This is a genomic window from Endozoicomonas arenosclerae (genome assembly GCF_001562015.1).
Lineage (GTDB): Bacteria > Pseudomonadota > Gammaproteobacteria > Pseudomonadales > Endozoicomonadaceae > Endozoicomonas_A > Endozoicomonas_A arenosclerae.
The window spans coordinates 39,397-56,237 of the sequence record NZ_LASA01000065.1 but is presented as its reverse complement, the minus strand read 5'-3'; the positions used below and the strand labels follow the sequence as shown (position 1 = coordinate 56,237).

The window sequence follows — 16,841 nt, the reverse complement described above, 5'->3', positions numbered from 1 at the left end:
CAGCATCATACCTTGGTAGTAGCTTCTGTCCCGGATAAACTGCCTTTATTCGGGATAAAGCGACAAATTCCGCCAAACTTCGCCTCTATAATCAAATTTGCTTCAAGCAAGCCCTCTTTATATTCCTATCTATTATGCGACCTCTATTTCTTGCCATCTAGTCTGAATTTCAGGTGTAGCTCGTGTTATTCCTGCTTATATGCATTTAGGGAATTAAAAAGATTTGTAGGTAAAGGGAAGTATCTATGGACGGACAATCTGGTAATAGACCTATTTTTGGTAGCCAATCTTCGGATGAATTGCATGGCACAGATGGCGCTGATCATCTTTTCGGGATGAGTGGCGATGATACGTTAGATGGTGGGTTGGGTGCTGATATCTATAACGGCGGTGCAGGAAATGACCGTTATATTCTTTCTGATCATGCTATTGATACCCTTCACTTCAAGTCAAACAATACCCAGCAGGATATCCTGGATATCAGCGAGTTAGTCTCTGGTGATGTTAACTCAGGCAATTTGAAGAGCTATATAAAAGTTACTGATAAAGGTGTTTATCTTGATCCTGCGGGTCAGGGACAATTCTCTACTGAAAACCAGATTGCCCGCTTTGCTGCAAACAATCCTCCTTTAAGTGCCATAGTTGCTGTCCAGATTGCAGATACTTCCGTTATTCAGTTTGATCGATACAGCAATGTAGACACTCCTATTACCGGCCTTACAGAGAATGAAGTTGCTTCCACATCGCTGAATGACATTACGGGTACAGCGATGGCGGATACGATGATGGGGACAGTTCAAGCCGACAATTTAATGGGGCTTGCTGGAGATGATGTATTAAATGGTGGGGCTGGTGAAGATTATTATGATGGTGGTGAAGGCAATGACCGCTATGTTCTGGCAGATTCGGAATCTGTTGAAACGCTTAAGTTTATTTCAAATAACCAGCAACAAGATACTATTGATATCAGTGCTCTCCTACCTTCAGGCGTAACAGCTGAAAATATCTCTAATTACCTTAAAGTGACAGAGGATGGTGTCTACATAGACAGTGAAGGGGGAGGGGAGTTTTCATCTGAAGATTTGGTTGCTGTTTTTGCCCAGGATAATCCCGCTTTCAGTGATGAGATTGCTATTCAGATTTCAGATGAAGTGGTTGTGCAGTTTGATTGGACTCAGTCTGCGGGTGTTGAGCTGGCTGACGATAATCCATTTCTTTCGACAGAAGCATTAAGCCAGCGTCTGGATCTTTTTGATCAAGCTGGTGGCGGAAAGAAAGCATTCCTGAACAGTGAGGATGGACAGCGTTTTCACTTCAAGCTGGATGAACATAACCTAACGCAAGCTCTGGGTGGTGAAGGTGATGAGTTACTCGATGCATCCAGTGTTGCTGCAAGAGGGAGTGCACAGAGAGCAGACGAAGCAGATCATGCTGTAGAGCTTTTCGGTGGTAAAGGTCGTGACACACTTCGTGGTAATGATGACGGCACTATGCTTGATGGTGGTGAAGGTAATGACCGTATTGAAGCGGGTAAAGGTCGTAACCTTCTGATTGGTGGTAGTGGTGAAGATGAATATGCGTTGTCACTTGAGTCCAGTGCTGATGAAATCAAATCAGATATGCTCTATGACTTTACCAGTAAAAGTGGTGATAGAGACATCCTTGATCTGAAAGAAGTTCTTCCTGAAAGTGTTACTGCACAAAATATTCACTCCTATCTGAAAGTCACAGACGAGGGTGTTTTTGTAGATACAACAGGTAAAGCTCACTTTAACGAAGACAGTCAGTTAGCAAGATTTGGTGAGAGAGCTGATTTAGACAACATTGTTCGTATAAAGCTTGCCGATGGTTCAGGTGTTGAATTGAATCGGAATGAAGCTGTTAGTTCCATTCAAGGTGAAAGTACTGCTGATAAGATGAAAGCCGGTGAGGGTAGTGACACTCTTTATGGTAATGCCGGTGATGATATTCTGGATGGTGACGCTCTGGCCAGTACAAAAAGCGCTGACTTTCTTTATGGTGGTGAGGGTAATGACAAGCTGTTCATTGATAACCTCGATTTAACCAGTGGTGCTGTTGAGGGTGGAGTTGGATTTGATACCGCCAGAATAAAAGAGAGTGCAGGACAATCTGTCACGCTGGATATGCATGCTAGTGGCATAGAAAAAGCCATTGGGGGTGACAGTGATGATGTTCTGGATGGCTCCGGGTTTACAGATACATCCGGAGGTTACAACAAAAGCACGGGCGATTATGAATCCAGCGAAGCTCAGAGACTGGATTTATACGGTCGAGATGGTGATGACACTCTAAAAGGTGGGGTAGGTCGAGACTATCTGGATGGTGGTTCCGATGATGATATTCTTTCCGGTGGAGCGGGTCGTGACTTTATTGCGGGTGGTGCGGGTAATGATACATTCATACTGGCTGATGATGATGAAGTAGACACGCTCTGGGACTTTAAATCAAACAGTGAGCAACAGGATGTTCTGGATATCAGCGCCTTTGTTGCTGATGACTTTGATTACAACGATCTTGCTGACTATTTCAACGTAGATAGTAACTACGTTTATTTTGATAAGGCTGGTCAAGGGACTTTTACATACAATCAAGCCATAGCCAAACTGGGCGGAAAGTCTGATATCGATGACCCTGTCAAGGTTCAGCTTGATGATATCCAGGTTACTTTCGATCCTGCTGGTGGTGATATTGTCCTTCTGAATACCAATGCTCCTACCGCAATAGCAACGGGCTTGGCGATTGATGAAGACAGTTCAGACGGGACTGCTGTAGGTTCTGTTTCTCATACTGATGTTGATGGCCCTAACCCTGTCACTTATGCAATCTCAAGTGGCAATGATAATGGTTACTTTACCATCAATAGCAGTACAGGTGCCGTTACACTGACCGCAGCTGGAGAGGCTGCCATTGACTACGAGTCCGCAGTATCCCATACCATTCAGGTGACAGCGTCCGACGGAACTTTTGTATCGACGCCTGTTAATCTCACCGTCACACTTAACGATGTCAATGAAGCGCCTGTAGTTGCTAATAACATCGTCAACCAGAGTGTTTCAGAAGATTCGAAGCTGACATTCCAGGTACCTGTTAACACCTTTTTAGACGTTGATGGGGATGCTCTAACATACACAGCGACATTGGCTGATGGGAGTGCTTTACCTGACTGGTTGAAGTTTAACTCAGGTTCAAGAACATTCTCAGGTACCCCTGATAACGAAGATGTGGGTACGCTGAATTTAAAAGTAACAGCTACAGATGGAGATGGGCTAAGTAGCAATGCTCAATTCAATCTGGATGTGACCAATGTCAATGATGGTCCTGTACAAGTCTTTCAGGAGTCCGGTGGGCTGGTTTCAATTGAAGCTGAGAACTTCCACAGTAGTGTTGCCCGTGACGGTTCTGTCTGGAGTACAGTCTCTGATGGAAGTGCGTCTGGAGGAGAAAAAGTTGCCACGGCCTCAAACGGAATGTGGCGGACCGGCAATGATACAGAAGGTGATAGTCCTGAGCTGACGTACGAAATTAATTTTGACAGCCCCGGAACCTACTATGTCTGGATGAAAGGCGAAATTATGAGTGGAGGTGGGGATAGCCTCCATATTGGTGTGAATGGAGATTATAGTCACACGAACTGGGGTTTCACTAACTTCTCTAACTCAAATAACTGGACACACAGCGGTAGAGCAACAATTAACATTGATGAGGCTGGCCGACATCAAGTGAACCTCTGGCTGCGAGAAGCCGGTTTGTCAGTTGATAAAATTGTTCTCACCAAGGATTCGAACTATACGCCATCCGGTTCCGGGCCTGCTCAGTCTGATTATCTGAATGCGCCAGCTGATCAAGCTGTTAATGAAGAGGCTTCATTCTTATATACATTGGCTGCAGATGCTTTTGTGGATGTGGATTCCGGAGATATCTTGTCGCTGTCAGCATCACTGGCTAATGGTGATCCGTTGCCAACCTGGCTTTCATTTGATGCTGAGAGCAGAACCTTCAGTGGTACCCCGGATGACAGTGATGTTGGAGATATTGTTGTCAGAGTGACTGCATCTGACGGACAGAGCATTCATTCAGCCGATTTCAGCTTATCTGTAGTTGCTGTCAATGATATACCTGACAGTGTTTCTCTCGACTCAACATCAGTTTCTGAAAACTCAGCTGGAGCGATTGTAGGAGCCATTGCTACTGCAGATGATGATTCAGGAGATTCTCACACCTATTCATTAAGTGATACCCGTTTTGAAGTCGTTAGTGGTCAGCTCAAACTTAAGGATGGAATCAGTCTTGATAGTGAATCTGAAAGCAGCATTGATTTAACGGTTACTTCAACAGACTCTGCCGGTGCATCTGTAAATGAAACATTTACCATTAATGTTGTTGATGTCAATGATGCTCCTGAACTAGCCACTCACTCTTTGGTTAATGAGGTACTAGCTGCTTACAGTTTTGACAATACATCTGATGATACAGGAAATGGCAATGATCTGGCTCTGGCAGGTAATGCCTCATTAGGTACAGGTTATAACGGTACCGGATCAGCTTTAACCATTGATGCTTCAGACGGATCTGCCGGCGCCAGCTTTGATCTGACTATGGGTGAAAATATATCCTTTTCCACTTGGGTGAAAATGGACAGTTTTGATCCTAATTGGTCACGAATTGTTGAAGTCACTGATGGTACAGATAGCTTTTTCCTTGGTCGTGAACAACATAACAGCACGTTAGCTGTTCATATTTATGACAATGGCAGCAGAGCTGGCACCCTGGAAATCGATAATTTCTTCGTTGAGGGTGAATGGGTACATATTACGACCACAATTTCTGACTCTGGTGACCTTCTGCTATATAAAAATGGTGAACTTGCAGCTGAGTCTTCCACCAGTTGGACGCCAAATGGTGTCGAGTACAACGTGACTCTGGGTAACCGTTCTGCTGGGGACAGGGTTATCGATGGCTCGATTGATGAATTTGCTTTCTATGATAAAGCTCTCTCAGAAAATGAAGTACATGCCATTTTTGATTCTGCAACCATTGATAACCAGCTGAATGATGCGATTCATATTTCTGAAAATAGTGCTAACAGCACATTGGTAGCTACTGTATCAGGCTCTGATCAGGATGTATCTGATAGTCTGACCTATTCACTAACCGATGATGCAGGCGGTCGCTTTGCCATCAATAATTCAGGAGAAATTTCTGTTGCCGACGGTGCTTTACTGGATCATGAAGCTAATAGTACGCATGATATTACGGTTCAGGTCAGTGACGGCGAACTTTCAAGCACTCGTACCTACACTGTTTATGTCACCGATGTGAATGAAGCACCCACTGCTGCTAATGAGACTGTTACAGCAACTGAAGATACCACTTATGTGTTTACTGCCGGCGATTTCAATTTTGCCGATCAGGATCAGTCTGACAGCCTGAGTTCCGTAAAAATCGAAAGCCTGCCTGTCCAGGGAGAGCTGTTGTTGAACGGAGCAATAGTTAGTGTCAGCGATACAATAAGTGTGTCTGATATTCAGTCTGGACTGTTGACTTTCACTCCGGGCAGTCATCATAACGGAAATGATTATTCTTCATTTGCTTTCAAAGTGGCTGATGGACAGGGCGAATATACTCAGTCATCGTACAATATGACCCTGAATGTAACAGCTGTGAATGATATTCCAGTTGTTAGCTCCAATATCGACAAAACCACAAATGAAGATGTCAGCTTCACTCTCACCGAGGCAGAGCTGCTGGCAAATACAACAGATGCTGATAATGATTCATTGTCTGTCAGCAATGTGACTGTAACAAGCGGTCAGGTTTCAGTAGTTGATAATGGCAATGGAACCTGGACAGTTACTCCTGACAGTCATCAGTCTGGTAGTGCACAACTGGGGTTTGATGTTTCAGATGGCAGCGTCACCGTGAGCAGTCAGGTTGATTTGACCATAACGCCTGATGCTGACGCTCCTTCCCTGGATGTTCAAGGCTCGACAGTCATTTCTCAAATGGACTTTAATGGTGGTTTGGCTAACGGCTGGACATCAGAAAATAGTGTAGAAAGTCATGCAAGTGGCGGTCCACTAGGTAGCTCCAGAAATGGAAGCCGAGTAGTTGAGCTTGATGCTGATGGAGGAGGTACAACGCCAGATGCCTTTTATTACTCCGTTGATACCAGTCAGGGCCATGACCACGAAGTTTCACTATGGGTGAAGCAGCGTGGAAGTTATGACGGTACTGATGAAATTGAAGTAGTCTGGAATGGCCAGGTTTTGCAGACGATTGATCCTGGCACCAGTTGGGGAGAAGTCAAAGTAACATTGCCTGATACAGAGCAAAGCAGTACCCAGCTGACAATCAGGGAAGTGGCAGGACAGAATAACGGTGTGGGTCCTTTGCTGGACGAGATTACTGTAACTCGCTTTGGTGCTGATGACAGTTCTGATCCCGCATATGATAAAGCCATTTCCAGTGCCGAAGACAGTCGTATAGCTCTTGATTTGAGCGCTTCTTTAACAGATTCCGATGGCTCAGAATCTCTTGCTGTGTCTCTTAGTGGCATACCTTCAGGTTTTGGCTTAACTGATGGCTCTAACACTGTAACTACTGATGGCAGTGCTGTTGATGTTACAGGATGGACTCTGGCTAATATTACTCTCACGCCTGTAGCTAATCATGAGACTGACTTTACTCTAACGCTGTCTGCTACTGCCACTGAGGCATCAGGTGGTGATGCTGAAACAGTCAGTCAAACTATTCGGGTCGATCTGCAACCTGTACAGGATGCTCCGGATGTAGCGAACGTTGATCTTGGAAGCACTGCAGAAGATACCAGTCTTTTAATTACAGAAGCACAGTTACTGGCTAACTCATCGGATGTCGATGCAGGAGATAGCCTGAGTATCACTAGCTTGTCTCTCGTTAATGGTGCTCATGGATCTGTTACCGATAATGGCAATGGAACATGGACCTATACGCCAGCGGCTAATTTTAATGGCAATGATGTTGCTCTCAGCTTTACGGTATCTGATGGCAACGTTTCAGACGATCAGGTGGCGACAGCAACAGTTGATGTGTCTTCTGTGAATGATGGTCCTGAGTCCGGTTCTGCATTGACACTGAGTACCAATGAAGATCAGAGCTTTGTAATGACAGAGGCTGAGCTTCTGGCCAATGCTTCTGATGCTGACTCGGATACATTATCTGTCAGTAATGTGCGCATAGATTCGGGTTCAGTCGCTGTTGTTGATAATGGTAATGGAACATGGACATTTACCCCTTCAGACAACTGGTCAGGCTCGTCTGTCATGCTGTTTGATATCAGTGATGGTCAAGCCACTGTTTCAGGACAGGCAAATATCACTGTTAGTGCTGTAGCTGACGCGCCAACCCTTTCTATTGCAGATAGTACAGTTATTTCTTCAATGGACTTTGAGAATGATGGTCTTGCCAGCGGGTGGACTTCTGAAAATGCACCTGAGATAAATCAGGCTAGCGTTTACGGAGTATCCGACGCTTCGGGCGGCAATGGCTACATCATGGATTTGGATGACACTGAGGGCAGTGCCGCAACGAATGAAGATGCTATTCGATACACTGTGGATACCAGTGAAGGTTTTGATCACGAGATTTCATTTGCTACCCGTATTCGTCCAGACAGTCTGGGAACGGATGAGTTTGAGGTGGTCTGGAATGGAGAAGTGCTTCAGACCATTACGCCCACTTCTTCATGGGAAACCATAACCATCAAGCTACCCGCTAATGGTAATGACAGTGGTCAAGTGGTGATCAGAGAGACCTCAGGAGCTTTTGATGATCACGGTGCACTGTTCGATGATGTGACTATCAATAAATTGAACAGTATTACGATCAATGAAGATAGCTCTTCAACCTTTGAGTTAGCGACAGCACTTGTAGATGCAGATGGCTCAGAAACTATTTCTTCTGTTCAGGTTTCAGGTGTTCCTTCAGGTTACGTATTGGGCGATGGCACAAATTCGGTTACTTCTGATGGTTCTTCAATAGACATTTCCAGTTGGAATACAAGTCAGCTAAGTCTGACACCATTAGCCAATGCAAACGGAACGGTTTCTCTGACAGTGTCAGCCACAGCTGCTGAATCTTCCGGAGATACAGCCACGACATCGCAGACAATCGACTTTGTCATTCAGTCAGTGGATGATGCTCCAGTAGCAGGTAATGTGGATCTTGGAAGTGTAAACGAAGACAGTTCCGTTGTTATTACACAAGCACAATTGTTAGCCAATGCTTCTGATGATGATGGTGATAGTCTGAGTATCGCTTCTATCAGCCTGGATAATGATTCCCATGGCGTATTGGTGGATAACGGTAACAGCACATGGACCTTTACTCCAGCTGCTAACTTCCATGGAGCGGATGTGGCGTTCAGTTATACGGTCAGTGATGGAACCTCAGGTGATGAGGCAAGCGTCTCTGCTGTTATTGATGTCAATGCGGTTGATGATGATGCTGTAGTGTCTAATGTGCTTTCCAATCAGTCTGTAGATGAAGATTCTGCTTTCAACTTTACTGTTCCTGAAAATACCTTCACTCATGGGGATAAAGATACTCTGACCTATTCTGCTACTCAGGCAGATGGGTCTGATTTACCTGATTGGTTGCTGTTTAATACGGATACAAGAGCGTTTTCCGGTGTGCCAGATAATGGAGATGTATCTACATTATCCCTGAAGGTCACTGCTACCGATGAAGACGGTGAGACAACGGATGCTAACTTCAATCTGGTAGTCAATAACGTTAATGATTCACCTTCACCCGTCTTTGCTGAGTCCAATGGTCTTGTCTCTATTGAGGCTGAGAATTTTAGCAGCCAGGTCAATCGCAGTGGGAATACCTGGAGTGTTAAAAGTGACGGTTCTGCTTCAGGGGGGGAATACGTTGACACGGCAGATAATGGTCTTGGATTTGATCAAGACTATACAGGCCAAAGTTCAGAGCTGACATATGACATTCAGTTTGATTCTGCAGGTACTTATTACGTATGGGTTCGTGGTAATGAGACAAATGGGAATGGTGACAGTATTCATATTGGTCTGAATGGAGAGGCTGTCGAGAGTGGCAGTCGCATTGATTTCGACTCTACATCAATGGAGTGGGCTAACGACCGAATGAATGGTGCTGGTCGTATAACTATAGAGGTTGATGAGCCAGGTACTCACCAACTTAATTTATGGATGCGTGAAGACGGTACTGGGGTTGATAAAATCGTCATCAGCGATGATGTCAACTATGTGCCTTCCGGTTCAGGCCCTGCAGAATCTGACTATGTAGGTCTATCTGATCAGACAGTGGCTGAAGAATCTGCCTTTAGTTATACCGTTGATGCAAACGCTTTCAATGATCTTGATGGTGACAGTCTTTCGTTCTCAGCGACATTGTCCAACGGTGATCCACTGCCGACCTGGATGAGTTTTGATGCCGGAACCCGTACTTTCTCCGGTACGCCTGATGATCCAGATGTAGGCACCGTACAGGTGAGGATTACCGCAAGTGATGGTTCTTTAAGTTCGTCTGCTGATGTCAGTATTACTGTCAATGGTGTTAATGATGCCCCGACCACACCTGAAGCGGTGGTTGAACAAATTGATTTTGTCTGGGGCGGCTCATCTATTTCTGATAAGAATGCGGCCTCTCTGACTATGCCAGACGGCTTCGAGTTGGGTGGTTCGGTCTGGCTGACGAAAACGGATGGTGGTTATGGTAAAGGGGTTAAAGTTCAGATCTCTGATAACCAGAATGGCACTCTGAACTTTAAAGTTATTGAAGCCAAGTACACAGATCTCTCTACCTGGAATAATCTGACAGCAGAACAAAAATCGACTTATTTTGAAAGTTCTGGTACTGATCAGATCGTTTCTACCTCTAATAGCAATGCCGGTTATGGCATCAGCAATATATCCGTTAACGGTGGAGCTGCTGTTTCCGGATTCCTCGACACTTCGAGTGGCAAAAATGCTGACCCATTCTCTTCTGTTGAAAACAGTTCAAATGGAGCAGTGGTAGGAACCATCACTGCTTCTGATGTAGAAGGTGACAATCTGATATTCAGCTTGACCAATGATGCTGGTGGTCGCTTTGCTATTGATAGCTCTACAGGGCAGGTGACCGTTGCAGATGGCAGTTTACTGGATTATGAGTCTGCCAGTTCGCACTCGATCACAGTGCAAGTCAGTGACGGTCAATTAACATCTGAGCAGACCTATACCATCCGAGTAAGCGATACCAATGATGCACCAGAGTTAGTCAGTGCAATAGCTGAACAGGCCACGGCTGAAGAAGCTGCATTTAGTTATACATTGCCAGCTAATGCATTTGCTGATGATGATGGCGATGCCATGAGCTTTAATGCAACGCTTTCTAATGGTGATCCTCTACCAGTCTGGTTGAATTTTGATTCAGCAACCAGAACATTCAGTGGTACACCTGATGATGCAGATGTAGGCTCACTTTCAATTGTCATAGCTGTTTCAGATGGTTCTCTGACAACTAATGTTCCATGGACGCTTAATGTAACAGCAGTCAATGATGCCGCTGATCTGGTTGCAGATACCAATACCGGTGAGGCAAGCGTTGGAGGTTCTGTTGTATCGGGTGGAGCCAGTGTTCTGGCCAATGATTCCGATGAAGAAAACGATTCACTGACTGTTACTGATGTGAATGGTACAACAATATCAGGGTCTACCACTATTCAGGGTGATTATGGTGATCTTGTGATTGGCTCCGATGGCAGCTGGACCTATACACCTGACACACCTGATCTTGACAGCAGTTTGGTGGCCCATTGGCGATTTGATGGTAATACCAATGATGTTGCCTCAGGTGATAGTGTTGCAGATGATGGCGCGCTCAAGAATGGAGCGACTATTGATGGAGGTGGGCTCTACGGCAGTGGTTTGAATTTATCCAGTGAAAGTGATGCTCTGCTGATTGAGTCTTCCAATGAAATTGATCAGATGAGGGTGACAGATCGAACGATCAGCTTATCGTTCAGAGTTGATGAAACCAATGACTTGTCAGGTAGGCAGATGCTATTTGATGAGGGAGGGTTTTCCAAAGGCCTGAATGCCTACATAGATGGTGGGAAGCTCTATATAGGTGGGTATGACTCGAATGTTGGCTGGGAAGGCACCTGGTATAGTGTTGACTTACCCGATGATAATGATTTCCATCATATCTCGCTGGTATTAGGAGAGAATGAGTTTTCAGCGGCTCTTGATGGTCAAGTACTTACCGATATTGCCAAGGATGTGAGTACAGGTACAAGAGAGTTGAGTTCAAGCCATAACCAGCTTGCTCTCGGTGCTCGTTATGGCGATACCGCGTATCACGATGGGACTTACGACGGTGGTAATACTATAAAATCGCAAACCTTTATAGGTGAGCTTGATGAGTTTCGTATATACAACCGTGCCCTGAACGAACAAGAGCTGAACGCATTGGATTATGAGTATAAAGACACCAGTTTGCAGGATGTGTTCTCTTATACCGTATCCGACGGCACGGATACCTCAACATCCACTCTGACCATTGACGTCAACCGGGTACCCGAAGCGCTGTCCGGTACGCTTTCAGCTACCGAAGATGGCGGAGCCATTGCCGGACAGCTGAGTGCCATTGACCTGGATACTGGAGAGTCCCTGACGTTTGCCGTGGAAACCCAGCCCTCCGAAGGCAGTGTGACGGTCAACACAGATGGTTCCTATAGCTTTAACCCTGGCTCAGACTTCCAGGATCTGGCTCAAGGTGCCACAAGAGACGTCACTTTTGACTATCGAGTCACAGATGTCCAGGGTGACTCCAGCACCAATACTGTCACGATCACTGTAACGGGTGCCAATGACACAGCCAACATTACTTCTGTTGAAACCTATACCGAAGACTTCAATGATTTCTCAGCAGGCGATCTTAACGGCCAGAATGGCTGGGTGACCGAGAAGTTTAATTCTACTGTTGATCTGGAGCTGGCTGATATTGGTCAGGATGGTAGTCAGGCACTTCAATTCAATAAAGTGTCTGCCAGCACTGCCGGTTCCTTATTGAATACTGTGCCAGACCTCAGTAACGCTTCGACTTTTACTTTTGAGGCGGATGTTGCCAAAAACTGGTGGGGTACCGACCTGGGTATTGGCGGTGATAACAACAGCGATGGCAAGATCGGTAAAAATGACAGTGAAGTAGCCATCAAAATCAAGCCAGTAGATCATAACGATACACTAACTCTGACACTGGCTGATGGTTCAACACAAACGGTATCCTTCACACCAGCCGATGGTAATGGTTGGGCTCGCTTCCGCGTTGAAGTCGATCTGGAAGCCAACAGCGGCAGCGGCTCAGTCACCGTTAAATACAAAGACCTGTCGGCTGGAGAATCAGAGTGGACAACCGTTTCAGGATTGTCAGATATCAATGCTCAACTGAACCCTTCAGCCTCTGATCATACCAATCCGGATAACTGGAACGGTATTTATGTCAACGGTGACGGCGCTGGTGTTCGAATTGATAACCTGATGCTGGAAGCGAAGGGCGATACAACAAATGCTGCTCTGACTGAAGACAGTGGTGTGGATGGCAGTGGTAATCTGGTGAAAAGTGGGCTTCTGATCGTCAGTGATACGGATACCGGTGAAGGCAACTTCACTGCAGAAACCATCACCGGTAGTTACGGTTCCCTGACCATTGATGCTTCAGGCAATTGGACTTACACAGCCAGCAACAGTCAAAACGCGATTCAATCTCTGGATGACGGAGAGAACGTCACCGATACCCTCACTGTGCAAACCGCCGACGGTACCACTCATGATATCTCTGTGGTCATCAGTGGCATGAATGACGGTCCATCGGTTGCCAATGTCGACCTGGGCAGCAGCAATGAAGATACCGATCTGGTGATTACTGAAGCTCAGTTACTGGCCAACAGTTCTGATGTTGACGGTGACAGCCTTAGTATTACAGCGCTGACATTAGACAACAGTAGCCATGGATCACTGACTGATAATGGCAACGGCACCTGGACGTTCAGTCCTGCCGATGATTTCAACGGCTCCGACATCAGTTTCAGCTTTACCGTCAGTGACGGAACTGTAACCTCTTCAGCTAACGCAACAGTTGATGTTACTGCGGTCAATGATGCGCCTGAGTTGTCAGGCAGCCCTCTGATCAGTGGCATTGATGCTGCCTACAGCTTCTCGGACAGCACAGACTCATCCGGCAATGGTAACGACCTGACGCTGAGTGGCAGTGCCACACTGGGTGCCGGCCACAATGGTGGTCAGGCCTTTGAAATGGATGGTACAGCAGGCCATGCCGATATTGCCGGACTGCAGACCGGTGGTGCCATGACCATTTCAACCTGGGTGAAATACGACAGCCTGAGCCAGAGCTGGTCACGTATTGTTGATTTTGGTAACGGTTCAGCCAACAACAATATTATCCTCGCTCATGATGGTTCAACCGATACCATTGCCTTTGAAATTTATGATGGAACAGGGTACCCAGCAGATGGCTTGCTAAAGGTCAGTAACTTCTTTACGGAAGGTGAGTGGGTGCATGTCACAGCTACAGTGGATGACACTGGTGCCATGCGAATATACAAAAATGGTGAGTTGGCCGGTGAAAATCTGAGCGGTGCAGTTCCACCGGATCTGGTTCGAACCAACAACTATATAGGCAAAAGTAACTGGGATGGGGACGGTTCTCTGGATGGTTCCATTGATGATCTGGCCGTATTTAATAGCGCTCTCAATGCTGATCAGATCAAAGCCATCTATGAAGCGGATTCTGTTGATAATCTGTTGAGTGATGCATTCCATGTGGTCGAGAACAGTGCTGACAGTACGGTTCTGGGCTCAGTCGCTGCAACGGATATTGATAACGCCAGTAATGAACTGAGCTATTCACTCAGCAACGATGCCGGTGGCCGCTTCACTATCAACAGTACAACCGGTGAAATTTCTGTAGCAGACAGTGGTCAGCTGGACCATGACAGCAACGCCTCCCATACCATTACGGTTCAGGTGAGTGATGGTGAGCTGAGCAGTACGCGTGACTATACGGTGTATGTAACTGACATTAATGAAGCGCCAACGGCAGCTGACAATACACTGTCAACCAATGAAGATACCAACTACACGCTGACACTGGCTGATCTGGGTTACAGCGATCAGGAAGGTGCAGAGATGACTCAGATTCAGGTATCAACACTGCCTACTGAAGGTACGTTGAAGCTGAGTGGTGCTGCTGTAACCGCAGACCAGGTTATCTCTAAAGCGGATATTGAAGCGGGTAACCTGGTCTTCGAACCCGACAGCAATGAGGCCGGGGACGACTATGCGTCCGTTGGCTTCAAGGTACATGATGGTAATAGCTACTCGGGGGAACACAACCTGACCTTTAATGTTGCAGCCGTTACCGATGGCGCAACATTGAACGATATCGGCACACAGGTTCTCAATAGTACATTTGATGGCAATAATGCTGATGGCTGGCAGAGAACGAACCCCTCTAACATCGGTAGCTCTCTAGTACAGAACAACGAGCTCTACAACTGGAATACGACAGAGTCCTATAGGGATATCGATACCAGCGACAGTTCAGTGCAGACCTACGAGTTGACGTTCACTTTACACCATATCCAAAATCCTTATCACACCACAAATATCTCGGTGAAGTGGGGTGGGCAAACAGTAGCAACATATACTGAGGCTCCAGGCTCCGACACCATTACCGCAACTAAAACTATTTTACTGACAGCAACCGGCGATCCAGTTACGGAGCTTCGATTTGATCAGGACAACAACTATTTCAAACTGGATGACATTCAGATCAATAAAGTCGTTGCTACTGATGAAGATACAGCTCACAGCCTTCCTGACCTGGGTATTGCCCTGATCGACAGTGATGGCTCTGAAACTCTGACAGTCACTGCAGATGGAATACCTGCTGGTGCAATTCTGACTGATGGCAGCCATTCAATAACAGCAGATGGAAGCTCAATAGATCTCTCGGGCTGGAATCATTCAACTCTGCAGTTAACACCACCAGCAGACAGTACAGAAACCATCAGCCTGACGATCACAGCTACTACTACTGAGAACGGTGGTGATAGCTCAACCGTCAGTGAAACGCTGTCACTTCGGGTTAATTCAGTCAACGACAAGCCAGTATCAGAAGAAAATACGCTGATACTAAAAGAATCTGACAGCTATACCTTTAGCCAGAATGACTTCCGTTTTACAGATGTCGATACTGGTGACACTTTGCAGTCTATTACCCTCACTAGCTTGCCTGCCTCCGGCGCTCTTATACTCAATGGAGTCGCCGTAACAGCTAATCAGGTGATCACCGCTACTGACATAAGCAACCTGACGTACACCGCACCCACAACCGATCCCGACGTCGGGACCAGCTTCGGCTTTACGGTCAGTGACGGTAATCTCTCCAGTAATCCCCAAGTATTTAGCGTAGACGTCCGTGGCAATTTATCTAACAGTGTAATGTCAGGCGGCAGTGATGACGAAATCGTGGACGGCTCCCATCAAGCTGATACGCTGAGGGGCGAAGGTGGCTCCGATACCTTATTAGGTGATGCTGGGGCAGACATTATCTTTGGTGGTACAGGAAGCGACATCATTACAGGGGATGACGATCAGCCAGTTCCTGTCAATGTGAGTGCCTCATTCATATCGGCCTCCAGTCAAGCGTCCATTGTCGTTGATGTTGCCAGTGGCGTATCCCTGTCAGCAGGCACTGATAATGGTGATGGTACCTGGACATTGAGCGGTGAAGACCTGCCCGGTCTCACGATGTCCGGTACTGGAAATAGTTGGGATGAAAGTCTGACCTTTACGGCCACAGGCCCGGTGACACGTAATGTGGTAATCAACGACCACAGTTTTGAAAGTCAGTCACTGACTACTGATGGCGCCTTTGTCCATCAACCCACTAGCAGCAGTTGGACGTTCAGTGGGGCAAACGACGGTATTCATAATTACAACAACAATGGATTGAATGAGCCTGCCACTAAAGGTATTAATGCCGGTTTTCTTAATACTGATGGAACCATTTCTCAGACTTTAGTGGAAAACTTTGATCGTAGTATCTCCTATCAACTACAGGTAGATATTGGTAATCGGTCCAATGAGGGATTTGCTGATTATGAAGTGCGTATCAAGGCGGGAGGAGTAGTTCTTGCTAGTGATGGTTCTGTGACCCCTGCAGAGGGAGAATTCGACACACTGACTCTAAATCTGAATGGGGCTGCCATAGCTGCTGACTCCGCTGCAATTGGTCAGCCTCTGGTCATTGAACTGCATAAAATCAGTGGGCCTCAACTAGTATTCGACAATGTACGACTGACAGCCACCACTACGGAGCAAGTGGCTCAGGAGACTGTTAGTACAGATCAAAGCGATCAGATTACCGGTGGAGCAGGTGACGATATCCTGACCGGAGGTAACGACAGTGATACGTTTATCTGGGATTCATCAGACGTAGGGACTGGAGGCTCGCCAGCACTGGATACGATTACTGATTTCAGTACTGGGTCTGGCGGTGATGTGATTGATCTGAGTGATGTGCTGGTGAATGAGTCAGAACCTTTGGATCAATATTTAAGCCTGAACTTCGAAGATGGCGATACGACTATTGAAGTGAAGCCGGATGCCAATGGCGATGTCACCCAGAAAATTAAACTTGAGGGTGTCGACCTGTCGAATTACGGTGGCGGCAGCACGGACTCTGAAATCCTAAACAACCTGATTGATGACGGTAATCTGCAGATTGACTAG

1 protein-coding gene is annotated in these 16,841 nt (G+C 46.3%); it reads left to right on the top strand.

Translation table 11 applies throughout. The annotated features are described in order from the left end of the window. Positions 1–245: 245 nt before the first annotated feature. Positions 246–16,841 (top strand): tandem-95 repeat protein, encoded by a 16,596-nt coding sequence (locus tag WG89_RS30260; protein WP_062264695.1) that lies wholly within the window; start codon positions 246–248, stop codon positions 16,839–16,841.

Coding starts and splice junctions, on each gene's coding strand:
- WG89_RS30260 (WP_062264695.1), top strand. CDS start 246: ATGGACGGACAATCTGGTAATAGACCTATTTTTGGTAGCCAATCTTCG.